Genomic DNA, 22373 nt, shown 5'->3' on the forward strand with positions numbered 1-22373 from the left:
CAACCCTCCTTAAATCACAACCTCAAATCTGTGCCATTGGTGCTGACGGGGGACAAGGCGGCCACTCCGCCATAGTGCTTGATGAATTCCTCAAACAGTCGGGGTTCATCGGCATGCTGCGAGACCACCGCTCTAAGTTCGTCAAGGAGCCTCTCGAGAACTGCTACGATCATCGCATCGCGGTCAGAGAAGTTCCGATAGAGCGCTCCGCGGCCAACACCGGCACGTTGTGCGATCTGCTCTAACGCGACATAACCTTTGTTACCGGACTAGCGGCTTTCTATTTCGTGACGGCCATTTACCTGCCCTTGGACGTGAACCGCAGTCGCTCAGCTTAGGTCCGGCGATTCAAAGCTATTGTCCGATGATCCTACGCCACTTTCGGCCCACCGGCCGGCGATCAAACGTCAAAATCGCGGAGAGCCGATCGATGTGCGGCTATCTTACGCAACGACAACAGCCTCAGCGGCACAGCCCCAGAAGTCTGTCCGATAATCTTTCTTATCGGACAGACTTGAGCTCGCCGGGCAGGGGTGGCAAACCACCTTGGACAGTCCATCGAATCGCGGCACCGATCTTGCAATACCCAAGCCCCGACGAACTCGAGCCCGAGCCCGTCACGCTGCCGGCGCTGGCGCCGGACGCGGCGATGCTTGCCGTGCTCCACGAGGATCTCGAACGCGCGGCCGCCTACAAGAAGGCCGCGCGTGCCGCCTCGACCCATCGCGCCTATGATTCAGACTGGATCATCTACACCGACTGGTGCCGCGCCCGCGGCCTCGTAGCGATGCCGGCACATCCGGAACAGATAGCCGCGTTCGTCGCCAACCAGGCCGCGTCCGGTCTTAAGCCAAGCACTATCGAGCGGCGCGTCGCGGCAATCGGTCACCATCACCGCACAAGCAACTATCCAGCGCCCACCGCGCACCCCGAAGCCGGAGGCCTGCGCGAGGCGCTTGCCGGCATCCGCAACGAAATACGGGCGAAGAAAACCCGCAAGGAGCCCGCAGACGCGGCCGCGCTCCGCAACATGCTGGCACAGATCAAGGGCGACGGCTTGCGCGCCCGTCGCGATCGTGCCGCGCTCGCGATCGGCATGGCCGCCGCGCTGCGCCGTTCGGAGCTGGTGGCACTGACACTCGAAAGCGTCGGTATCCTCGAGCACGGGATCGAACTGTATCTGGGCGCCACAAAAACCGACCAGGCCGGCGAAGGCGCGACGATCGCCATTCCCGAAGGCACCCGGCTGCGCCCGAAGGCGCTGCTGCTGGACTGGATCGGCGCCGTGCGCGTGCTGGAGGCCGGCATCATCCGCACGCCCGCGCAAGAAGCGGCGGTCCCGCTGTTCCGCCGCCTCACCCGAAGCGACCAGCTCACCGCCGAGCCGATGTCCGACAAGGCAGTCGCGCGCTTGGTCAAGCGCTATGCCGCCGCCGCCGGCTACGATGCCGCCAGATTCTCCGGTCACTCGTTGCGCGCTGGGTTCCTGACCGAAGCGGCCAGTCAGGGCGCGACGATCTTCAAGATGCAGGAGGTCAGCCGCCACAAGACGGTGCAGGTGCTCTCGGACTATGTCCGCTCGGCCGAGCGGTTCCGCGACCATGCCGGCGAGCGGTTTCTCTGACCTAGAACGCCGCCGCTCGCGACGGCCGCCCTCATGATCAGGCAGTGACGCTGCGACTGATCTAGCGCAGGGTGCGGCAGCCGCCCCGTCCTTACCGTCACGTAGCCTTGGCGGCGAGTGCGGCCATCCGGATCGCGCCCAACGCTGAAAGGAAATCGGAAAATTGTCCCTGGAGCGCGCTGCTCCCATGCCGGGACTTCGCGACAAGGGCCTGATTCATGCAGCTCATCCCCGTCATCCTTTCCGGCGGCGCAGGGACGAGACTTTGGCCACTCTCCACCGAGCAGACACCGAAGCAGTTCCTTCCACTGGCAGGCGAGGAAAGCCTCCTGCAGCAGACGGCCTTGCGTGCCAGGAGTATCGCGCAAGCTAGCTCCCCCGTCGTCGTCGCCAGTCAGAACCATGAGCGGCAGATCCTCGGAGAGCTCGAAGCAGTGGGATGCCCACCCTCCCGACTGCTCCTCGAACCGATCGGGCGCAACACCGCCGCCGCCCTTGCCATGGCGGCGCTCGAAAGCACGGACGAGAGCGCCTTGTTGCTGGTCATGCCGAGCGATCATGTGATCAGGGACGTAGAGTCCTTCGACGAGGCCGTGCACCGGGCTCTTCCTCTGGCCCGGGACGGCTGGCTGGTGACGTTCGGCATCACTCCAGACCGCCCCGCGACCGGTTATGGCTATATTCACATGGGAGAGCCGCTCTCCGGCGAAATTAACCGGGTGAATCGCTTTGTTGAGAAGCCGGAGGCGGCACGCGCGGAACGCATGCTTGCCGATGGCGGATATGTTTGGAACGCAGGCATCTTCCTGCTCCGCTCGGACCGCCTGATCGAGGAACTCTCGGTTCACGCGCCCGGGCTTCTCCAATCGGTCCGCAAGGCTTTGGCGAACGCCCATCGCGAGGGCATTCGAGTGATTCCCGATAGAGCCGCCTTCGCGTCCGTAGAGTCGAAATCGATCGACTATGCCGTGATGGAGCACGCCGCGCGCATGGCGGTGGTTCCCGTCGACGTGGGATGGTCGGATATCGGGAGCTGGGATGCGCTTCATGAGATCGAGGCCCAAGACGACAGCGGAAATGCGCTGCACGGCGATGTTCTAGCGCTGGAAAGCCATGGATGCCTGATCCGGACGAGCGGGCCCCGCGTTGCCGCGCTAGGCGTGTCCGATCTCGTCATCGTTGCCACAGATGACGTCGTGCTGGTGATCCCGCGGGAGCGTGCTCAGGAGGTGCGCCGACTGGTTCAACGGGCCGGCCAAGCGACGCCTCCGCCACCGCGACGACCGCAGCGAACCGCCACCCTGTCGATCGCCACGCCCGCCGCCTCCTGAGCAGGAAATGGGATCGGCTACACGAAACTCGAAGACGCCCGGAATGGAGAGTAAGATGAACGGCAATGCTCTGACGCCGCCGGTTCGCCACATCGCGCTGATCGGCAATTTCCCTCCTCGACGCTGCGGCATCGCGACTTTCACCGCCGATCTGCACGAAGCGCTGCGCCAGATATCGCCCGACGCCGGTCTCTCCACTGTCGCGATGAACGATCCTGGGACCCGGCACCGCTACCCGGAGGAAGTAGGTTACGAGATCGCGCAGGACGATCCCGACGCCTACCTGGCGGCCGCGGACCACCTCAATGCGCTCAATCCGGACGTCATCTGCGTTCAGCATGAATTCGGCATCTTTGGTGGGAAGGCAGGCGGCTACTTGCTGCCGATGCTCGAGAGACTTCGGGCGCCGGTCGTCACGACGCTTCACACGGTGCTGACGCAGCCCGACCCGGATCAACGACGGGTGATGCGCGCTCTCGCCGAGCGGTCATCCCGCCTGGTCGTCATGACCGAGATGGGCCGAACGATCCTTACCCGTGATATGGAGGTGGCGGCCGGCAAGATCGCCGTGATCCCGCATGGCATCCCCGATCTGCCCTTCCTGGACCCGGCCTTCCACAAGCACCGCTTCGGGCTCGACGGCCATCGCGTCATCCTGACCTTCGGCCTGCTTTCCCCGAACAAGGGCATCGAGGTGATGATCGAAGCGCTTCATCGCCTCGTGAAGGACCATCCAGATCTCGTATACATCGTCCTCGGCGCGACGCACCCTCATCTGGCGGCGCGCGAGGGCGAACGCTACCGCGACGAGCTGGCAAGTCGCGTCCGCCGCCTCGGTCTCGAGAGCCATGTGCGCTTCGTGAACGAGTATGTCGACGCGCCGACCTTGCAGGCGTGGCTCTCGGCCTGCGACATCTATGTGACGCCCTATCTCTCCGAGGCGCAGATCACGAGCGGAACGCTCGCCTACGCTGTCGGCTTGGGCAAGGCGGTGATCTCTACCCCCTATTGGCACGCGCAGGAGTTGCTCGCCGGGCGTCGCGGTCAGCTCGTCCCCTTCGGTTCGCCCGAGGCGCTCGCCGCATCCGTGGGCGCCGTTCTGTCCGACAGGAACCTTCGCGACGAGATGCGGCGCAACGCTTATCAAGCCGGCCGTGACATGATCTGGCCGGTGGTGGCAGAGCGCTATACGACGCTTTTCCAGTGGGCGCGCATCGAGGTCTTTGGAAAGCCGGGCGTCGTACAGCTTCACGCCTCCAAGTCGAAGCCGCCGAAGCCAAGCCTTAGCGCCGTGGCGCGGATGAGCGATGGGTGCGGTATGCTGCAGCACAGCCGGTCCACCGTCCCGGATCGGCGCCATGGCTATTGCCTCGATGATAACGCCCGCGCGCTGATGCTCGCCACGCAGTTCGAAGCAGAGCGAATCGAGGCCAAGCGTGCGCTCGCCCTGGCGCCTACCTACGCTTCGTTCGTCGACCTTGCCTGGAACGAGCAGTCACAGCGCTTTCGCAACTTCATGGGTTTCGACCGGAGCTGGCTCGAACAGGAAGGTTCACAGGACAGCTTCGGCCGCGCCGTCTGGGCGATCGGCCGTACGGCCGAGCTCACCCGCAATCACGGTCTCAAGCTCTGGGCGACGGCGCTTGCAGACAAGGTGATCCCGGCAAGCGCATTCCTCACCAGCCCCCGCGCCCGCGCCTTCGCCATTCTCGGCCTAGCAGCGCATCTCAGCGTCTACCCGGGCCACCGACCGGCAAGGCTTCAGCTTGAATCGTTCGCCGGGGAGCTGCACGACCTGCTTCGTACAGTAAGGCGGGACGCCTGGACGTGGTTCGAGCCGGTCCTTGCCTATGACAATGCCCGCCTGCCGGAAGCACTGCTGCTGGCGAGTACCGTCCTCGGCTGCACGGACATGCGACAGGACGCCCTGGAGGCGCTGGACTGGCTCCGGCGCCAGCAGACCGCTCCGGAAGGCCATTTCCGGCCGGTCGGCACCCAAAGCTTCGGCGCGGCCTTTCAACCGCCGCGTGCCTTCGATCAGCAGCCGCTCGAGGCCTGGGCGACGATCGATGCCTGCACGCTCGCATTCGCGCAGGACGGCGATCGCCGATGGCGGGACCATGCCGAAGCCGCGTTTGCCTGGTATCTCGGCGCAAACGACCTCGGCGTGCGGATCGCGAGCCCCGATGGCGGTTGCTACGATGGCCTGCAGGTGGATCGGGTGAACCTCAACCAAGGCGCGGAATCCATCCTCGCCTACCAGTTTGCAGCCCTGGCGATCGCGCGCTTGCGCAACAAGGCGGCCGTGTCGGACACAAGCGAGGAGCGCCCGGTGGCCGCGTCCGGAGGCAAGGCATGCCGCTGATCCAATCCAGCCTGCACCTCCTTCCGAACCCTTCCAGGGTGGTCGTTCGGCCCTTGCAGATCGCTTCGGAGCCGCGGGACCTCAACCCTGTCGATAATGAGCGGATGCGCCGGATCATCGCTGCCGTGCGGGCGATGGACGGCCGCACGACCCAAGCGGAGCTTGCCCTCGTGCTCGCGGATTTCGAGAGCCGGCACCGTGAGATTCGCAAGGTTTTCGAAGAGCGTTACGATCAGGTCGCGAGTGACATGGGTCTCACCGGATCGTTAGACCGTTCGCAGCGTCAGCTTATCGGCGCCTATTTTTGCCATGAATATTCGTTCGGTGCCGCGGCGGTCATGAACCCGAGCATCGTACCTCATCCTGACCAGACGGGGCTCCCGCATGGGGCATTGCGCTTCATCCTGTCCCTGCGCGCCGTCGGCGAAGGGCACATCTCGTCGGTGACGTTCCGCCAAGGCATCGTCCTCTCAGACGGCTCGCTCGAACTCGAGCCGGAACCGGATCTTGCGGTCGCCGCCAAAGCCGAGAGCCACGACGATGGCAGAGTCGTCTTTCGCCGTCATGACTGCAGCAACCGTCTCGACGAGATGGTGCTGTTTCCATTCACGCCCGCGCAGCGCAACGGCTTGGAGGACCTACGCCTCGTACGATTCGAGCAGAATGATGGCGGCCATACCTATTACGGCACCTATACTGCCTACAGCGGCAAGGCGATCTCCTCGGAAATCCTCCAGACCCGCGATTTCGAGACGTTCGAGCTTCGCCCGCTCCAGGGCAGCGCCGCACGCAACAAAGGCATGGCGCTCTTCCCGCGTAGTTTCGACGGAGACTATTTGATGATCGGCAGGCAGGATGGCGAAAGCCTTTATCTGCTGCGCTCCTCCGATCTCCATCGCTGGGAGCATGGCGAACTTCTTGCCCGCCCCGAATTTGCCTGGGAGCTCATTCAGATCGGCAACTGCGGATCACCAATTGAGCTGGAAGAAGGGTGGCTGGTGCTCACCCACGGCGTCGGCGCCATGCGCAAATATTCCATCGGGGCGCTGCTGCTCGATCGGGATGACCCCAGCCGCGTCATCGGCCGAACAGCAGTGCCGCTCCTCTCGCCCTCGGATGAAGCACGCGAAGGCTATGTCCCCAACGTCGTCTACACCTGCGGTGCGTTGGCGCACGCCGGCCGCCTGATCATGCCGTATGGCGTGGCGGACAGCTCCGTGAGCTTCGCGTCGATTGACCTGGCGGAATTGCTGGCGATGCTGTCGCCGCCAGCTGCCGCCCGGTCCCCACTCGCCCACGATGTGGAGCCGATCCGGGACCGAACGGACGCGTGATCCTTCCTTCACTCTGACGGCGCAGCGGACGTTAGTCGCGCACCAGCAGGCACTTGCCTAGTGCAGCGTCGTGTCGGTCTCGACGTCCGCCTCCGCGATGACATACTCGTCCCCCTCCCCCGCGAAGAACATCGTGACGCGTTCTTCCTCGTTTTCTGGAGGCGGCCGGTCAGGGAAACGTTCAGGCCAGGTGCCGTTTACGTAGGACAAAAGCGTGGACCAGGCGATTGCATGATTCGGATGCGTCGACAGGAAGACCTTTCCGAGGTGCTCGATCATCAGGACGACAACGGACATACGCCTACTCCGCCACCTTGACTCGCGAGAACATCTGCAAAGACGAGGTCGCGGAGAGAGGATCAGACCATCAACGGCTTCCGGCTGGGTTGGAAGTGCGAATGCCTGACAAAATCCGTTCCACTTCGAAGAGATCGCCCGACGTCTCGACACCAGGTCCGCAGAGACGAATGATCATTCGCCCCTCGACTACCTTGCTTCCAATTCGAGGTGCGGATCCGAGGCCAAAATGAACGCCTGGCTTATCGAGCACATGCTGATAGAGCCGCCAATAGCGGCGCCATTCAGCCGCGCTTCCGCTCGTCGAAATGGTCATATGACCGGATCGGAGCGGCACATACGACACATCGCGGCTTAACTGTGCGCGTTCGATCGCAAAGCAGCGCGCCCCACGGCCCGCAGCGACTTGCGCCGCTTTCCTCAGCAACCCCGTTCGCACCGACCGGTCAGGCCAGCGTGTCGGGGCGAGGATTGCGATTTCATAGCTCGGCTGATCGCCGCTCCCGACCTCGTGGACTTCGAAAGTCGGGAGCTGGGGCCCGCTTTTTGCAGACGCCGAGTCGACATGCGCGGCCGAGACAAGGGCGAGCACGCCGCACCACCAGTTCCCCCTTGTGGACCGGACCGAGCGTCGCAGCAGCCGGCCAAAGCATTGCCGTGTTCCGGAGGCGTCAGCGGCGGAGGCGAACCGTACCATCGGATCCGCCGCCCCGCTCAGCTCGCCCTTGCAATCACGACGCGCGCGGGCCTCACAAGCCGGCCAGCAACCCTGTATCCGGGCTGGAGGGTCTCGAGGACCAGGCCGTCACCTGTCTCGTCATCAGATCGCGATGAAATCGCATCATGGATGTTGGGGTCGAACGCCTCGCCCGTGCCGGGGCATATTCGCTCGACGCCCACCTTGATCAGCGCATCGAGAAACGCGCGACTGGTCGCCCGGAGCCCGTTTAGCAGGGCATCGACACTCGGCTGCGTTCTTTCCTCGGTTCGGCCGGCCGCCTCGATGGCGAGATCGAGGCTGTCCAGAGCGGGAACGATTTTCGAGACCAGGTCTGCAATCCCGCTCTCGCGCCCCTCGGCACGCGCGCGATCGGCGCGCTTCCTGGCATTCTCGGCATCGGCCAGGGCACGCAGGAGCCGCTCCCGCATCTCGTCGGCTTCCGACGCGGCCGCCTGCTTGGACTCGGGCTTCTCCACCACCTGCTCCTGCGGCGCTGGAGACTGTCCTCCTTCAGCGATGTCGTCCTGGTTCATTTGCCCGAGCCTTCATTCATCCGTGCAAGCGGCAGGCGCCACTTCACCAAACTGTGATCAGCGGAACGGACCGGATCACTTCTTCGCGTCGTCCGCCTCCTCGAACTCGGCGTCCACAATCCCGTCGTCAGCCGACGATGTGCTGCCCGGTTCCGCGCGCTGGGCGCTGGCGACCTTCTGGGTCGCAGACTGCAGATCCTCGCCGCGCGCGCGGATGTCCTCGATCTGGTCGCCCTGCATGGCCGTCTTCAGGTTCGAAACCGCGTCTTCGACGGCTTGCCGATCCGCGGCCGCAACGCGATCCCCTGCATCCGCAAGCGTCTTTTCGGAGAGGAAGATCAAAGCGTCGGACTGGTTCTTCGCTTCCGCCAGTTCGCGCCGCTTCCTGTCCTCGCTGGCATGCTCTTCGGCGTCCCTGACCGCACGCTTGATGTCCTCTTCGCTCAGCCCGCCCGAAGACTGGATGGTGATCTTCTGCTCGCGCCCGGTCCCTTTGTCTGTCGCGGAAACGTTCACGATGCCGTTTGCATCGATATCGAACGTCACCTCGATCTGCGGCACGCCTCGGGGCGCGGGTGCGATGTTCTCGAGATTGAACTGGCCGAGGAGCTTGTTGTCCTCGGCCATTTCCCGCTCGCCCTGGAAGACCCTGATGGTCACAGCGGGCTGGTTGTCCTCCGCCGTCGAGAAGGTCTGGCTCTTCTTGGTGGGTATCGTCGTGTTCCGGTCGATGAGCTTGGTCATCACGCCGCCGAGCGTCTCGATTCCCAACGACAATGGCGTGACGTCGAGGAGCAGCACGTCCTCGACCTGGCCCTTCAGCACGCCGGCCTGGATCGCCGCGCCGAGTGCCACGACCTCGTCAGGGTTGACGCCCTGGTGCGGCTCGCGCCCGAAGATGGTCTTCACCGCCTCGACGACCTTCGGCATGCGGGTCATCCCGCCGACCAGCACGACTTCGTCGAGCTGGTCGGCCTTGAGCCCTGCATCCTCCAGCGCCGCCTTGCACGGCCCCACGGTGCGGGAGATGAGGTCATCGACCAGCGCCTCGAGCTTGGCGCGCGTGAGGCTGATGTCGAGATGCTTCGGACCGGATTGGTCCGCGGTAATGAAGGGCAGGTTGACACTCGTCTGCGATGCCGAGCTGAGCTCGATCTTCGCCTTCTCGGCCGCCTCTTTCAGGCGCTGGAGCGCGAGCCGGTCCTGGCGCAGATCGATCCCTTGCTCCTTGCGGAACTCGTCCGCGAGAAAGTCGATGATCCGCTTGTCGAAATCCTCGCCGCCGAGAAAGGTGTCGCCGTTGGTCGACTTCACTTCGAACACGCCATCGCCGAGTTCGAGAATGGATACGTCGAACGTGCCGCCGCCAAGATCATAGACCGCGATCGTGCCTGCCTTCTTCTTTTCCAGCCCATAGGCAAGGGCGGCAGCCGTTGGCTCATTGATGATGCGCAGAACCTCGAGACCGGCGATGGTCCCTGCATCCTTGGTCGCCTGCCGCTGGGCGTCGTTGAAATAGGCCGGAACGGTGATGACGGCTTCGGTGACCGGCTCGCCCAGATATTTCTCGGCAGTCTCCTTCATCTTGCGCAGGATGTGCGCGGAGATCTCGCTGGGGCTCGACTTCTTCCCGTTCACCTCGACCCAGGCGTCACCATTGGTGCCGGGAACGATCTTGTAGGGCACCATGCCCTTGTCCTTCTGGACGATGGGGTCATCGTAGCGGCGTCCGATCAGGCGCTTGATCGCGAAGAGGGTCTGCTCCGGATTGGTAATGGCCTGACGCTTCGCGGCGGCTCCGACCAGCACCTCGCCATCAGGGCGGAAGGCCACCATGGATGGGGTGGTCCGGGCACCTTCGGCATTCTCGATGACCTTGGGCTCCTTGCCCTCCATCACCGCGACGCAGGAATTGGTGGTGCCGAGATCGATGCCGATTGCTTTCGCCATGCCAGCCTCCGAATGAGAAAATCGAACATCGACGATGGAGAGTATCGCGCTCGTGAGTCCTGACCTGGATCAGTTGTCGCGCAAGGCCGCCTCAGACACCCATGGAGGCACGCGGATTCTCGTCATGACGCTGGGCCCAGGTGCGGGCGAACTCCTCAAGCTCGGCGTCTCCGGAAGGCAGATGCACCATCAGGCGGACCAACTGATTGCCGCGTGAACCGTCCCGCCGGTGGAACCCCTTGCCCTTGATCCGAAGCGTGCGGCCCGAGCTCGATCCCTTCGGGATCGTCAGCAAAACCGGCCCGTCAACGGTCGGGACCCGCACCTTGGCGCCAAGCACGGCTTCGTCCCAGCGCACCGGCAGGTCTAGCAATACATCGTCGCCTTCGCGCGCAAAGAATCGGTGCGGCTGAATTTCGAGGATGACGATCGCATCGCCAGCGCCTCCGGGACCATCCTCACCCTGCCCGCGAAGACGCAGCTGGGTGCCGGACTCGAACCCTGCCGGCAGCTTCAGGTCGAGAGCCTTCCCACCCCCCAGGTCGATATGCTGCGGTCGAAGAGCCGCGGCATCCTCGAAGCTGACATTCAACCGATACGCGACGTCCGCTCCGCGAGCGCGATACGACGCGTGCCGGCGCGCTCCACCTGCGGTGGCCCCGCGGCCGAACAAGTCGCCGAAGATGCTGGCGAAGTCGGCCTCGTCTCCGCTGAATTCGAAGGTTGTCGCGCCGCCATCGGCGCCCGCCCGGAAGCCGCCGCGCCGGGCGAAAGGACCGGCGCCATCGAAATCGGAGAAGCCGAAGGGAGCCTTTGGATTGCCGTCCTCGTCGATCTCGCCGCGATCGTAGCGCGCTCGTTTGTCCTTGTCGGTGAGCAGGTCATAGGCCGCGGTCACGGCAGCGAAGCGTTCCGCCGCCCCCGGCTTATCCGCGTTACGGTCGGGATGATACTCCTTGGCGAGCTTGCGATATGCCTTCTTGATCGTGGCATCGTCGGCATCGCGCGGGACGTTCAGGGTTTGGTATGGATCCGCCATTCTATTCAGTCCCTGTCCCGGCCCCTCATCGCCTGCGATCGCCCTGCGCTGCAGATGAGATGGCAAATCGTTCCGTCAGAATCTTCCGTTCGTCCCGAGCCCCCGCGACTGCCATCGGAGCTAGACCGACCCACCATCGTCTGGCGGGCTCAACGGCCTAGCCACAGCGTCAGAGCATGAAGAATGCTCTTCGTCTCCTGCACGTCGCGAACGGCGACTGCATCGACTCCGACGGTGACGGCTGGATAGTCGTTGCCACCCGGGAAAATCGAATCGCCGAGGAAAACCATGTCTTTCAAAGGAACGCCGCTCTCCGCGGCGAGCTTGCGAAGCCCGAAACCCTTGTCGATTCCTGCCCGGGTGATGTCTATCGAGGTGGTGCCTCCGATATTGACCGACCATTCTGTCAGGGTCCGCCTCAACATCTCCTGGAGCTGTAGCCGCTTGCGCCGATCCGGATCCCAGGCCTCCTTGGCCTCGAGCGGCGCCTTCTGCCCAATCCCTGAATAGGTGATCTGCGTGCCGCGGTCCTCGATCCGGGGCCCCCATGCGGGATCGCGATCGAGCCCGGCAGCCTTGATCGCCCGGTCCAGCTCCTTGAGTATGTGGGCCTTCTCGGCCGGCGTGATTGCCTCCGAATAGGCTTGGCGCCACTCTCCGGCGAACCGGAAGAGCTTCGCTCCTGCCGTCGGCAGGATCCACAGCCGTCCCAGCTCGGCACCCGGCGGCAGCCGATCGACGACCTGCTTCTTGAACTGAGGCCAGTCGCCCCCGGAAATCACCGCCACCTGCGCGAAGGACAAGAGCGTGGCAAGCAGCCCGGCTACCTCGTCATCGAGCGGGGCCTTGCTCTCGGCCAACGTGCCATCGAGATCGAACGCCATCAGCTGCTTCACGCTGCCACCGTCCGAAGTGCGTCGACATCGCGCTCGCCTCGTGCGGTCATCGGGTTCGGCTCACCACATAGGCTGTTCCGTCAGCGCGGACGATGATGAGGTGATATGACTTGTCCTCGCACTGCGCGCGCCAGACCGGCCCGTCCTTCTCGTCGGGCAGCCGCTCGGCTTGAATGACGTTCTGGCACGGAAGGCCGGCATCTCGGATCGCACGGAAAAGCACAGCCTTCCGCGATGCCTCGTTGAGGTTGATCACCGCCTGCTGATAATTGTTTATCCCGTCGCTCGTGGCGGTCTGGGCGGCGGCAGGCTGTTCGGCCTTCTGCGTTCCGCATCCAGCGAGTGCGACGCACAAGGCGGTCGCGGCGAGGAACCGGCGCATCGATCGTTCTCCCCTGCTCAATGGGCCAGCAGCAGCGGCTTCGGGGACCGCAGCAACATCTCGCGCGTGACCCCACCGAGGATACGTTCGCGAATGCGCGAATGCCCATAGGCGCCGAGAACCGCGAAGCTCGACCGCGAGTCGATGATGACGTTCAGCAGTTCCTCTCCCACGCTGAGCTCACCGCGGGGCACCGAGAGCAACTCCGATTGGATGCCATGATGCGAGAGATAGGCGGCGGCGCCGGCGGCGGGAAACTCGGGAGCGTCGTCCCCGATCGTCACGATCTGGACGCGCGCCGCCCGGCTCAGGAGCGGAACCGCGAAACGCAGCGCCTGCGCGGCCTCGAACGAAGCGTTCCATGCGACGAGTGCAGTGCCCTCGAGATCAAGCGTTCCGTTGTCATAAGGCACCGAGAGGATCGGAGCGCGCGAATGGACTGCGACATCGCCGACGAGGTCGAGTTCGGCGTCCCAGCCTCCTTTGTCGCTTTCGAGATGACTGAGGATGATCACGTCGCTCAGCCGCGATTGATCGAGAAGCACCGTCCCAGGAGAACCAGCTCCGCGTACCCAGTCGAAGGTCACACCCTCGTCGCGCAGTCTGGCCTCCACGGCCGCGCGCGTGGCATCCTGTCGTTTCTCGTGCTCCGTGAAGAGCTTCACCGATGGGTAAACCCCGCCGAAGGGGTCGGCCATTGCGTAGGCCGACAGCGGCGCAGCCTGCGTGCCCGTCAGATGAAGGTCGAATGCCCGGGCAAGCTGGACTGCCGCGTCAAGCCGCGCGTCTCCGCCCCTGTCCTCGGCCACGTGGAGCAATCCTGTTTTCATCTACCGATCCTTTCGATTGCGTGGTCGGCCGAAAGGCAATGGCCGCAGCAGCAGAATGGTAAGCAGCGGAAGGATCGCGGACGCTGACATAGGTCAGACGCGGTGCCCGCCGATCGCTGCCGCCCGTCGGAGCGTGGACTGCGGAGGTCAGCTCACTCGTCGAGGAGTGCGCGGAGCATCCAGGCCGCCTTTTCGTGAACCGCCACGCGTTGCGTCGCGAGATCAGCGGTCGCCTGGTCGCCCGCTTCATCGGCCACAGGAAAGAGGCTGCGAGCCGATCGGGCAGTCGCCTCGTGACCCTCGGCCAGGATCCTGATCATGGCCTCGGCCTTCGGGGGCGTCTCGGGCGCATCGGCAAGAGAGCTGAGCCCGGCGAACTGCGCATAGGACCCCGGCGCCGGCTCACCAAGAGAGCGTATCCTCTCCGCAATCGGATCAACGGCGTTCCACAATTCGGTGTATTGCGCCATGAACATCGCATGCAGGCTGTTGAACATCGGCCCCGAGACGTTCCAGTGAAAGTTATGGGTCGTCAGATAGAGGGTGTAGGTGTCCGCCAACAAGCGGGCCAAGCCGCCGGTAACCTCTTTCCTCTTTGCCTCATCGATTCCGATATTCATGGCCATTCGAATTGTCCTGCAAATGGCGCCGCCTCCGCGGTCACTATTCCGCCGATGCGGTCGCAGCTCCTATGCCATCCTCAGCCACGTGCGCGGCTCCTGAGGTCGCGCCAACTTTAGCCCGCGAAGCGCGCGGCAAACTGACCCAGATCAGACGTGCACGCCAATGTCGCTGCTCGGCCAACGCATACCCTTTGATGTCCCCGATTTCGGCTGACGTGGGTCAGCGCGCGGGCTCGACTCGCAGAATAGGTGAACCGCGGCGGAGTACCAACTGGGGCTTGGATGCCCGTAGCAGACAGGAGGATCCGAGATGGTTTCACTTTTCCGCACTGACGCCACGATCAAGAAGGACGTGGAGAGCGAGATCCAATACGATCCGTCGATCCAGCATGAAGACACGATCGCCGTCGCCGTGAAGGACGGCATCGTGACGCTGAGCGGCGTCACCAAGAGCTACATGGACTCGTATTATGCCGAGAAGGCGGCGAAGCGGGTTTCGGGGGTGAAGGCCGTCGCCAACGAGATTCAGGTCAAGCTCTCGACCGAGCGCCTCGATCCCGAGATTGCCGAGGAGGCGGTCAAGTCGCTGAAGCGCGAGCTGCCCAGCAGCGCCGACAAGATCAAGATCGTCGTCAAGAGCGGCTGGCTCACGCTCGAGGGCCACGTGGAATGGAACTTCCAGAAGGAATGGGCAGAACGCGCCGTACGATCGATCGCCGGCGTGAAGGGCGTTACCAACACGATCACGGTCCAGCCCAGGGTCAACCCAGGCGACGTCAAGAAGAAGATCGAGGATGCGCTCGTCCGCAGCGCGCAGGTTGACGCGCAGCGCGTCCAGGTCGAGGTCGACGGCAGCAAGATCACGCTCAAGGGCACCGTGAGGACCTGGGCGGAGCGCCAGGAAGCCGAGCGGTCGGCCTGGTCTGCGCCCGGCGTGTCGAGCGTCGACAATCAGATCAGGATCCTGCCCTGATGCAACCGGCGGGGATGGCTTTGGCTATCCCCGCCTTCGCCGGCTGCGCAGCATCGACCTGCACGAACCCATCGCCGACCGGCGTAACCTTCCCGACGGATTTGAGCGAGGACCCGTCAGGTCGGCGGGAAGGTCGCGTCGATGATCGTCCCGCTTGGCAACTGGCAGCGGCCTTGGCCACCGCCAGCCATGCCTGCGCCGGGCCGCATCAGCCGGAAATGGCACCGCATCTGCCCGTCCGGCCCGCCTAGGTTGGCCAGGACTCTTCCGCTATAATGGGTGAGCGTGCTCTGGGTGGGACCCCAATAGGCCCAGCCGCGCCATCTCCACCGGTTGCCCCACCCGGTCCACAGCGGGCCGAGCTCTTCAATGGTTGTCTCGCTCGTGATCTGGAAGAACGGGCCTGCATAGGTCGCGCCGGTGCTCAGGTTAGCGGTCATCGTGCCCGATCGGGCACCGCTCGATTTCCATACGAACGTCGCTGTCGTCGACCCGCCCCTCGAAACGCCGATACCGGACCCCGTGGTGGTGCACCCGGCTATGCCAAGAAGCATTGCGGGCAGGAGAGCAGCCCTGATTGCCTTCATCTTCACCTCAACCTCTTGCTCTATGCGTTCGATCGTCGCCCCTTCATCGGTGGTCGCCGCGCTCCATGGGGCTACCGACCTCCTGCGGCCGAGCCACGTCGAGCGGCGATCTTGGGTTAGTCGCAAGGGCGATCCGGGCTCTGATCTATCTCAGCCCGCCACCGGGCGACCGGGCTAGGTTGAGTCGGCGACATCAGAGCGGTTCGTCGCGCCATTCCTCGCGAAGACGGACCACGTTGCCAGCAAGGAGCCCTCAACTTGGATAGAAACGCAGGCACACTGGCCCCCCAGCCAAGTCGACTGGAACAGCTCAGCACCGACTTCGCGGCGCTGGCGCCCAAGCTTCCGGACGGCCCGGAAAAGCAGGCTCTATCGCTGCTCCACGGCATGATTCAGGAATTGTGGCGCTCCGCCGGCTCGGCCCGCCCTGCCTTCGAGGCACCGGCCGGCGCGACTCTGGATGATCTGAAAAGCCTCCACGAGCATGCGCCTGCGATGGAGGGAGATGCGATCAATTCTCCTCTCAGCGTGGGAGCGAAAGCGCCAGAGTTCGCCCTGCTGGACGCTAGCGGCCGGGAAGTCACCCTCTCATCCTATGCGGGACGGGCGATCGTCCTCGTCTTCTATCCGCTCGACTGGAGCCCGGGCTGCAGCAAGCAGTTGGACCTTTATCAGCAGGAATGGAGCGAGTTCGAGAAGCGCGACGTGGAGATCGTCGGGATATCCGTAGATAGCCTTTACAGCCACGGCGCCTGGGCCGCCGCCCGCGGACTCTCGATGCCTCTCCTCGCGGATTTCAATCCCAAGGGAGAAGTCGCGCGCCGCTATAACGTATGGCGCGACGCTGATGGCTTTTCCGAGCGCGCGCTCTACATCATCGATGGAGAGGGCGTCATCCGTTACGCCCACGTCTCGCCGAAGCTCCAGCATGTTCCCGACATCTATGAGCTCTTCGCCAAGCTCGACGAGATTGTTGGAACGCCAGCAACTGGGGGACGCGAATAATGGCGTCCGCGTATCGAGCACGCGGCTCGGCTGCCGCTCCGATCGTCATCTATGGAAGCCGTTGGTGCGGCATCACCATGATGGTCCGGCGGTATCTCGATCGAGCCGGGATCCCGTATCGCTTCGTCGACTGGGAAGCCCATCCGGAAGTGCGGTCGGAGCTCGAATGGCTGGCCGGAGGCAGGCTAGCCAGTCCGACGATCAAGCTCGGGGGACAGGTTCTCGTGCAGCCCTCGATGCGCGAACTCGAATGGGCGCTGGCCCGCGCCGGATACCGTTAGCTTTAGGAATACGGCTCGCACTGGCCACTCGCCCCCCCGGCCGGCGAGCCGTCGCACCGGGCAGCGTGATGCTATCACTCCGCCCGTCACGCTGTCCGGTGCCCTTCCCCCCCAACAAATCTACGGCGCCCATATCTTATAGGCGGCTGAGCATGATGCCGCGGCCGCCACACGAGTGGTTACGGCCAAACGCCCGAGGTACGACCCAACGGGCTCAGGGTTAGATCGGCCCCCCCGTTCTGATTTCTCGAGCGCGCCGGGCCGCCAGGCCCCTGCGGACTAAGTGGCGAGCCACGGATCGGGTTGGATCGTGGCAAGGGGCAACTCGTCCAGAGTCTTCTTCAGCTCGATTTCGTGCACGTGCACGTTGAGAGCTCCTGACTTCCGCATGATCTGCTGAGCCCTTTCCTCCGCGGCGGCATCGCGCGCGCGAACGAAGACGACCAATCCTCCCCCACGCAGATCGCGTTCCAAATCTTCCGCGCCGACGCCACCAAGAATTGCGCTGCGGACGACCTTCGCAATTCCCGCTCCGGCCGCGCCGCCGGCGGCCGTAGCGGCAAGCACCGCTGCGAGTGCTCCGCCGGATGCCACGACCGGCAAAGCTGCCCCTAGCGCGGCAAGCGAGATCAACGTCCCGAACACCAGACCCGTGACCGTCGTCCCTTCATCGCGCGTTACGAGCTCGCGTCGTGGCAGCTCAGGTATCTCGGCCAGGTGGATGGGATCAGCATAGATCGCCGGCAGCTTCTTTAGGACCGCCTCGCGGCTGGCCATCAGGTCGATATCGCTTTTGTCGAAGCCCGCGGCGCTGAGTGCGACAACCATGCTCTCGAGCAGTTCGAGATTGTGCACGGTGCCGACGACTTCCCGAGCCCGGACGGTTTGGACAATGCTCTGCTCCGACTCTTGCGGCACGCTGCGCTCCACTGATGACCGAAATACTCCATGTCTCCCCGGTCGCCGCTCGAAACGCCCTGATGTAAATCAGCCGTTGCTCCGCACTGCTCCCGCATTCTTGGCGCTCGGGCCCGAGAGCCAAAAAAGTCACCCAAGCGGCTTCACGCCGTCTTGAACACGACTTCACCAGTACTAGCTAAATTGTGCCGGGTGCCTCTGCGGGCCCGGCAGGACAAGAGGGCGTCGGCTCTCTCTCCGACGCCTCAGATGTCCAAATTGCTCACGAGGAGGATTTGGCGATGAGAGCAGCGAATTATCTAGATCTGGCGCCCTATCGGCGCTCTACCATCGGCTTCGACAGGCTTCTCGACTTGATGAACAATGCCGCGCCTGATGCGGCCGAGCCCTACCCGCCGTTCGACATCGAAAGGCGCGCAGACGGCACCTATCGTATTTCGGTCGCAGTTCCCGGCTTCCGACCGAACGAACTGGAAGTGGTGGCGCAACAGAACATGCTCACCGTCAGCGGACGCAAAGCCGGGGGAGAACCCCAGGCCACGTACCTGCATCAAGGCATCTCCACACGCTCCTTCGAGCGTCGTTTCCCGCTCGCCGACTTCGTCATCGTGCAGTCGGCCGCACTGGAAAACGGTCTTCTGACCATCACGCTGAAGCGTGAGGTGCCCGAGGCGATGAAGCCACGCAAACTCGACATCTCCACCACCGCCCAGCCGGCATCCACGACCGAGAAGGACCAGGCCCAGGCTTAAGAGATTGCGCGCCATCGAGAGGCCGGTGGCGCGCACTTGGAAGGAGACGTTTTATGATTGCGCGACTCGCGAAGGCCCGAGCGGCAGCGTCTGCCCGCTTCAGGGCGAGGCTTGCCCGTGTTTCGCGCCGACAACTGCGCCCAGGGCCGCTGATCGCCCATGAAGAGGTCAGGTCCGGCCGCAATTCGCAGGATGACCGCTCGTGGCTCCGCTACCTGAGCGCGCTTCCGGAGGACGCGCGGGCCGTCCTCGAGCCGCTCCCAACGGCGACGAACCAGGGCGGGCGCGCGCGGAAGGGGCAGTGGAGGCTCAGTTACCCGCAAAGGAAGAAGCCGTTTGTAGATTGGCTGATGGGGTGGACCGGTGGTGAGGATCCTCTGGTTCAGGTCGACCTTCGCTTTCCAACCCGCGAGGCGGCAGAGCGATATTGCGAGCGATTGAACTTGCCCTACGACGTGCATGAGCCTCCGCGCGCTCATACCGAGCCGGTCAACAAGCAGCGCTTCCAGCTCGATGACGCGCCGATCGCGGGATGGCCCGACACCTTGGCGCGGGACCGCTCCTGACACTGTATCGTGCGGCATCCCAGGCGGCGGCCGCTCAGCACCGCCGCGCCCGATGCAGGTCGAGCCGCCGCCGCACTGGGATTTAGGTGCTGAACCGCTCGGCCCACCCTCTCAGCGTGCCTAGATCAGTGACGCCAGCCTGGCGCGCGACGACATTACCATTCTTAAAGGCGAGCAACGCAGGAATTCCCTGGACGCCGTACTCGGATGCGATGTGGGGATTGGCGTCGACATCAACTTTGATGAAGCGCGCCTTCGGTTCGAGGGAGCGCGCCGCCTGTTCGAAGATCGGCGTCATCGCCCGGCAAGGGCCGCACCAGGCCGCCCAGAAGTCGACGATCACCGGCAGGTCCGAATTGCGAATATGCTTGCGCGCTCTCGCCGCGTCGAGGGCGGCAGGGGTGCCCTCGAACAGCTTCTGATGACAACGCCCGCATTTGGCGACGAGCGGCTCACGGTCGGCGGGCACCGCGTTGGTGGCATCGCAATGGGGGCAGACGACCCGACGCTTTTCGGCCATCGATGAATCCTCGTTCGCGGCAGGTCATCGCGGCAGCGGGTCGCCGCCGCGATGGGTCCTTTCAAGCAGCCTGCGCCTCGGCAGGCCTTGATACGTTGGTCGTGAATGTCAGCTCGCTGTCCCCTTCATCGATGGTGACGGTCGAGCCATCCGGCACCTCGCCCCGCAGGAGGAGGTCCGCCAGGGGGTCCTGAAGATATCGCTGGATCGCGCGCTTCAGCGGACGCGCGCCATAGACCGGGTCGTACCCCACGCGGCCGAGCCAGGCACGCGCGCGCTCGGTGAGGTCGAGCGTGATCTTGCGGTCCTTGAGGAGGTTCTGGACGCGCGCGACCTGAATGTCGACGATGGGACCCATGTCGGCCTGGCCGAGGCGGTGGAACAGGATGATCTCGTCGAGCCGGTTAAGGAATTCCGGCCGGAAATGCGCCCGCACCACTTCCATCACCTGCGGCTCGACGCTCTCGACCGTCTCCCCTTCCGCCAGGTTCGAAAGATACTGGCTGCCGAGGTTGGAGGTGAGGATGATCAGCGTATTCTTGAAATCGACCGTGCGGCCCTGTCCGTCCGTCAGCCGGCCATCGTCGAGCACCTGCAGGAGCACGTTGAAGACGTCGTTGTGCGCCTTTTCCACCTCGTCGAAGAGTATCACCTGGTAGGGCCGCCGCCGCACCGCCTCGGTCAGCACGCCGCCTTCCTCATAGCCGACATAGCCCGGCGGGGCGCCGATCAGCCGCGCGACCGAGTGTTTCTCCATGAACTCCGACATGTCGATGCGGACCATCGCGCTGTCGTCATCGAACAGGAAGCCGGCGAGCGCCTTGGTTAGCTCGGTCTTGCCGACGCCGGTCGGGCCGAGGAATAGGAACGAGCCCATCGGCCGGTCCGGATCCTGCAGGCCCGCGCGGGCACGGCGGATCGCGCGGCTGACCGCCGTGACCGCCTGCCGCTGGCCGATGACCCGCCTGCCGAGCGCCTCCTCCATATGGAGGAGCTTTTCGCGCTCGCCTTCGAGCATCTTGTCCACCGGGATGCCCGTCCAGCGCGAGACGACCGCCGCGATGTCCTGGGCGGTGACCTCCTCGCGCAGCATCGCGCCCTGGCTCGCCGTCTGAGCGTCGGCCAGCTGCTTCTCCAAACCCGGTATGACGCCATAGCTCAGCTCGCCAGCGCGGGCGAGGTCGCCGCGTCGCTGCGCCTGGTCAAGCTCGAGGCGAGCCTGGTCGAGCTGCTCCTTGAGCTTGGCCTCGGCCTGGATCTTCTCCCGCTCCGCCTGCCAGCGCTGTGTAAGTTCCGCCGACTGCTGCTCAAGCTGCGCGAGATCATGCTCGAGGTGCGTCAGGCGATCCTTGGATGCGGCATCCGACTCCTTCCTGAGCGCTTCCCGTTCGATCTTCAGCTGGATGATGCGCCGGTCGAGCGTCTCGATCTCTTCCGGCTTGGATTCGACCTCCATGCGGATCCGGCTTGCCGCCTCATCCATCAGGTCGATCGCCTTGTCGGGCAGGAACCGGTCGGTGATGTAGCGGTTGGAGAGCGTCGCCGCCGCGACGATCGCCCCATCCGTGATCCGCACCCCGTGGTGCAGCTCGTACTTTTCCTTGAGACCCCGGAGGATGGAGATTGTGTCCTCCACCGTCGGTTCGCCGACGAACACTGGCTGGAACCGGCGCTGGAGCGCCGCGTCCTTCTCGACATATTTGCGGTATTCGTCGAGCGTGGTCGCGCCGATGCAGTGCAGCTCGCCGCGGGCAAGCGCCGGCTTCAAGAGGTTGCCCGCATCCATCGCGCCTTCCGTCTTACCCGCGCCGATCAGCGTGTGCATCTCGTCGATGAAGAGGATGATGTCGCCCTCGGCCCCCTTCACTTCGTCGAGCACGCCCTTGAGACGCTCCTCGAACTCGCCGCGATACTTCGCGCCGGCGATGAGCGCCCCCATGTCGAGCGCCATCAGCTTGCGATCCTTGAGCGTGTCGGGAACGTCGCCATTGGCGATGCGGCGCGCCAACCCTTCCACGATCGCGGTCTTGCCCACGCCGGGATCGCCGATGAGCACGGGATTGTTCTTGGTCCGACGCGCCAGGATCTGAACCGTGCGTCGGATCTCCTCGTCCCGGCCGATCACCGGATCGAGCTTCCCGTCCCTGGCGGCCTGGGTGAGGTCGCGGGCGAATTTCTTCAGCGCATCGTAGCGATCCTCGGCGCTTGCCGTGTCGGCGGCGCGCCCGCCGCGGAGCTGGTTGATCGCTTCGTTCAGCGCCTCGGGCTTCACGCCCGCTCGCGCCAGCGCCTTGCCAGCCGCCGCGCCTGTCGCGAGGGTAAGCGCCAGCAGCAACCGCTCGACCGTCACATAGCTGTCCCCGGCCTTCTGGGCGATCTGCTCGGCTTGATCGAGGAGACGGACGGCATCGTTGTCGAGCCCGGGAGGCTGGGACGCCCCGCTTCCGGTGACCGAGGGCAGCTTGGCCAGCGCAGCGTCGACCTCGCTGGTCGCCAGGTCCGGATTGCCGCCGGCGGCGCGGATCAGGCCGGCTGCCATGCCCTGCTCGTCCTCGAGCAGGGCTTTGAGGATATGCTCCGGCGCGATGCGCTGATGATTGAGCCGGATTGCGACAGTCTGCGCGGACTGAAGAAAGCCCTTCGCGCGGTCCGTATACTTCTCAAGGTTCATCCCGATTCCTCCTGTTCGACAAACAGAGCCGGCGGAAGTGCGGAGCGAGCGGAGGCCTCGCGCGCGGACTTTCCGTCGGCGCATCGATCGGCAGGTCGCGTCCGATCGCGATCGGAGCAAGCATCAGCCGCCTCGTCCAACACGCAAGGCGAGGAGAAGTGCCGCACCCCCGTCC

The 22373-nt window shown here is 64.4% G+C and carries 22 protein-coding genes; 9 read left to right on the forward strand and 13 right to left on the reverse strand.

The window, feature by feature from the left end; all coding sequences use genetic code 11:
- Nucleotides 1-14: 14 nt before the first annotated feature.
- On the reverse strand, nt 15-236 hold the full coding sequence (locus AX709_RS19590) for a TetR/AcrR family transcriptional regulator (protein WP_082731768.1): 222 nt from the start codon (nt 234-236) through the stop codon (nt 15-17).
- Between the two features lie 278 nt (nt 237-514).
- Between AX709_RS19590 and AX709_RS12005 the strand changes: the two genes are divergently transcribed.
- From AX709_RS12005 to AX709_RS12020, 4 genes are all read left to right on the forward strand, one after another.
- Entirely contained in the window at nt 515-1624 is a 1110-nt protein-coding gene (locus tag AX709_RS12005) for a tyrosine-type recombinase/integrase (protein WP_231727514.1), read from the forward strand.
- 218 nt (nt 1625-1842) lie between these two features.
- The gene (locus tag AX709_RS12010; RefSeq protein ID WP_066549576.1) at nt 1843-2955 is read left to right on the forward strand and encodes a mannose-1-phosphate guanylyltransferase/mannose-6-phosphate isomerase; all 1113 of its coding nucleotides are present in this window, start codon (nt 1843-1845) and stop codon (nt 2953-2955) included.
- Between the two features lie 55 nt (nt 2956-3010).
- Complete coding sequence (locus tag AX709_RS12015; protein ID WP_066549641.1) at nt 3011-5320, forward strand: glycosyltransferase family 4 protein; 2310 nt, start codon at nt 3011-3013, stop codon at nt 5318-5320.
- Nucleotides 5311-6654, forward strand: a complete 1344-nt coding sequence (locus tag AX709_RS12020) for a glycoside hydrolase family 130 protein (RefSeq protein WP_066549577.1) — start codon at nt 5311-5313, stop codon at nt 6652-6654. The genes AX709_RS12015 and AX709_RS12020 overlap by 10 nt, the downstream gene beginning before the upstream one ends.
- 57 nt (nt 6655-6711) lie before the next feature.
- On the opposite strand, the gene AX709_RS12025 is transcribed toward AX709_RS12020, so the two are convergent.
- From AX709_RS12025 to AX709_RS12060, 8 genes are all read right to left on the reverse strand, one after another.
- Nucleotides 6712-6951 (reverse strand): hypothetical protein, encoded by a 240-nt coding sequence (locus AX709_RS12025; protein ID WP_066549578.1) that lies wholly within the window; start codon nt 6949-6951, stop codon nt 6712-6714.
- Between the two features lie 714 nt (nt 6952-7665).
- Nucleotides 7666-8205 carry a nucleotide exchange factor GrpE gene (locus tag AX709_RS12030; RefSeq protein ID WP_066549581.1) on the reverse strand — a complete coding sequence of 180 codons (540 nt, stop codon included), beginning with the start codon at nt 8203-8205 and terminating at the stop codon, nt 7666-7668.
- 75 nt (nt 8206-8280) lie between these two features.
- A complete protein-coding gene (gene dnaK, locus AX709_RS12035; RefSeq protein ID WP_066549582.1) occupies nt 8281-10155 on the reverse strand; it encodes a molecular chaperone DnaK in 1875 nt (624 codons plus the stop codon).
- A 91-nt stretch (nt 10156-10246) separates the two neighbouring features.
- Nucleotides 10247-11194: a DnaJ C-terminal domain-containing protein gene (locus tag AX709_RS12040; protein WP_066549587.1), complete on the reverse strand. Its 948-nt coding sequence runs from the start codon at nt 11192-11194 to the stop codon at nt 10247-10249.
- A gap of 149 nt (nt 11195-11343) precedes the next feature.
- Nucleotides 11344-12090 carry an HAD-IIB family hydrolase gene (locus tag AX709_RS12045; RefSeq protein WP_066549589.1) on the reverse strand — a complete coding sequence of 249 codons (747 nt, stop codon included), beginning with the start codon at nt 12088-12090 and terminating at the stop codon, nt 11344-11346.
- A gap of 46 nt (nt 12091-12136) precedes the next feature.
- A complete protein-coding gene (locus AX709_RS12050) occupies nt 12137-12472 on the reverse strand; it encodes a hypothetical protein (RefSeq protein ID WP_066549590.1) in 336 nt (111 codons plus the stop codon).
- A gap of 17 nt (nt 12473-12489) precedes the next feature.
- Nucleotides 12490-13302 (reverse strand): universal stress protein, encoded by an 813-nt coding sequence (locus AX709_RS12055; RefSeq protein WP_066549591.1) that lies wholly within the window; start codon nt 13300-13302, stop codon nt 12490-12492.
- A 152-nt stretch (nt 13303-13454) separates the two neighbouring features.
- On the reverse strand, nt 13455-13922 hold the full coding sequence (locus tag AX709_RS12060) for a Dps family protein (RefSeq protein ID WP_197418949.1): 468 nt from the start codon (nt 13920-13922) through the stop codon (nt 13455-13457).
- A 313-nt stretch (nt 13923-14235) separates the two neighbouring features.
- On the opposite strand from AX709_RS12060, the gene AX709_RS12065 reads away from it, so the two are divergent.
- Complete coding sequence (locus tag AX709_RS12065; protein ID WP_066549595.1) at nt 14236-14898, forward strand: BON domain-containing protein; 663 nt, start codon at nt 14236-14238, stop codon at nt 14896-14898.
- A 116-nt stretch (nt 14899-15014) separates the two neighbouring features.
- On the opposite strand, the gene AX709_RS12070 is transcribed toward AX709_RS12065, so the two are convergent.
- Nucleotides 15015-15338 (reverse strand): hypothetical protein, encoded by a 324-nt coding sequence (locus AX709_RS12070; protein ID WP_231727515.1) that lies wholly within the window; start codon nt 15336-15338, stop codon nt 15015-15017.
- A 405-nt stretch (nt 15339-15743) separates the two neighbouring features.
- On the opposite strand from AX709_RS12070, the gene AX709_RS12075 reads away from it, so the two are divergent.
- Entirely contained in the window at nt 15744-16490 is a 747-nt protein-coding gene (locus AX709_RS12075) for a redoxin domain-containing protein (protein ID WP_066549597.1), read from the forward strand.
- Complete coding sequence (locus tag AX709_RS12080) at nt 16490-16771, forward strand: glutaredoxin family protein (RefSeq protein WP_007406284.1); 282 nt, start codon at nt 16490-16492, stop codon at nt 16769-16771. Before AX709_RS12075 ends, AX709_RS12080 begins: the two co-directional genes overlap by 1 nt.
- Before the next feature lie 279 nt (nt 16772-17050).
- Here the strand turns inward: AX709_RS12080 and AX709_RS12085 are convergent, their stop codons facing one another.
- Complete coding sequence (locus AX709_RS12085; protein WP_231727516.1) at nt 17051-17701, reverse strand: hypothetical protein; 651 nt, start codon at nt 17699-17701, stop codon at nt 17051-17053.
- A gap of 269 nt (nt 17702-17970) precedes the next feature.
- Between AX709_RS12085 and AX709_RS12090 the strand changes: the two genes are divergently transcribed.
- Together AX709_RS12090 and AX709_RS12095 are read left to right on the forward strand one after the other, a co-directional pair.
- On the forward strand, nt 17971-18441 hold the full coding sequence (locus AX709_RS12090) for an Hsp20 family protein (RefSeq protein WP_066549598.1): 471 nt from the start codon (nt 17971-17973) through the stop codon (nt 18439-18441).
- A gap of 53 nt (nt 18442-18494) precedes the next feature.
- Nucleotides 18495-19007: an NADH dehydrogenase ubiquinone Fe-S protein 4 gene (locus AX709_RS12095; RefSeq protein WP_066549599.1), complete on the forward strand. Its 513-nt coding sequence runs from the start codon at nt 18495-18497 to the stop codon at nt 19005-19007.
- Nucleotides 19008-19089: 82 nt separating this feature from the next.
- Here the strand turns inward: AX709_RS12095 and trxC are convergent, their stop codons facing one another.
- Nucleotides 19090-19527, reverse strand: coding sequence for a thioredoxin TrxC (trxC, locus tag AX709_RS12100; RefSeq protein WP_066549601.1), 438 nt, complete (start codon nt 19525-19527; stop codon nt 19090-19092).
- A gap of 61 nt (nt 19528-19588) precedes the next feature.
- Nucleotides 19589-22198, reverse strand: a complete 2610-nt coding sequence (gene clpB / locus AX709_RS12105; RefSeq protein ID WP_066549602.1) for an ATP-dependent chaperone ClpB — start codon at nt 22196-22198, stop codon at nt 19589-19591.
- Between the last annotated feature and the right edge of the window lie 175 nt (nt 22199-22373).

The sequence above is a fragment of the Sphingomonas sp. CCH15-F11 genome (genome assembly GCF_001557005.1).
Lineage (GTDB): Bacteria > Pseudomonadota > Alphaproteobacteria > Sphingomonadales > Sphingomonadaceae > Sphingomonas.

Excerpts from the sequence above, each read along its gene's own strand:
- AX709_RS12010 (WP_066549576.1), top strand. The coding sequence starts at position 1,843 with ATGCAGCTCATCCCCGTCATCCTTTCCGGCGGCGCAGGGACGAGACTT.
- AX709_RS12015 (WP_066549641.1), top strand. The coding sequence starts at position 3,011 with ATGAACGGCAATGCTCTGACGCCGCCGGTTCGCCACATCGCGCTGATC.
- AX709_RS12020 (WP_066549577.1), top strand. The coding sequence starts at position 5,311 with ATGCCGCTGATCCAATCCAGCCTGCACCTCCTTCCGAACCCTTCCAGG.
- AX709_RS12025 (WP_066549578.1), bottom strand. The coding sequence starts at position 6,951 with ATGTCCGTTGTCGTCCTGATGATCGAGCACCTCGGAAAGGTCTTCCTG.
- AX709_RS12030 (WP_066549581.1), bottom strand. The coding sequence starts at position 8,205 with ATGAACCAGGACGACATCGCTGAAGGAGGACAGTCTCCAGCGCCGCAG.
- dnaK (WP_066549582.1), bottom strand. The coding sequence starts at position 10,155 with ATGGCGAAAGCAATCGGCATCGATCTCGGCACCACCAATTCCTGCGTC.
- AX709_RS12040 (WP_066549587.1), bottom strand. The coding sequence starts at position 11,194 with ATGGCGGATCCATACCAAACCCTGAACGTCCCGCGCGATGCCGACGAT.
- AX709_RS12050 (WP_066549590.1), bottom strand. The coding sequence starts at position 12,472 with ATGCGCCGGTTCCTCGCCGCGACCGCCTTGTGCGTCGCACTCGCTGGA.
- AX709_RS12055 (WP_066549591.1), bottom strand. The coding sequence starts at position 13,302 with ATGAAAACAGGATTGCTCCACGTGGCCGAGGACAGGGGCGGAGACGCG.
- AX709_RS12060 (WP_197418949.1), bottom strand. The coding sequence starts at position 13,922 with ATGAATATCGGAATCGATGAGGCAAAGAGGAAAGAGGTTACCGGCGGC.
- AX709_RS12065 (WP_066549595.1), top strand. The coding sequence starts at position 14,236 with ATGGTTTCACTTTTCCGCACTGACGCCACGATCAAGAAGGACGTGGAG.
- AX709_RS12070 (WP_231727515.1), bottom strand. The coding sequence starts at position 15,338 with ATGACCGCTAACCTGAGCACCGGCGCGACCTATGCAGGCCCGTTCTTC.
- AX709_RS12080 (WP_007406284.1), top strand. The coding sequence starts at position 16,490 with ATGGCGTCCGCGTATCGAGCACGCGGCTCGGCTGCCGCTCCGATCGTC.
- AX709_RS12090 (WP_066549598.1), top strand. The coding sequence starts at position 17,971 with ATGAGAGCAGCGAATTATCTAGATCTGGCGCCCTATCGGCGCTCTACC.
- AX709_RS12095 (WP_066549599.1), top strand. The coding sequence starts at position 18,495 with ATGATTGCGCGACTCGCGAAGGCCCGAGCGGCAGCGTCTGCCCGCTTC.
- trxC (WP_066549601.1), bottom strand. The coding sequence starts at position 19,527 with ATGGCCGAAAAGCGTCGGGTCGTCTGCCCCCATTGCGATGCCACCAAC.
- clpB (WP_066549602.1), bottom strand. The coding sequence starts at position 22,198 with ATGAACCTTGAGAAGTATACGGACCGCGCGAAGGGCTTTCTTCAGTCC.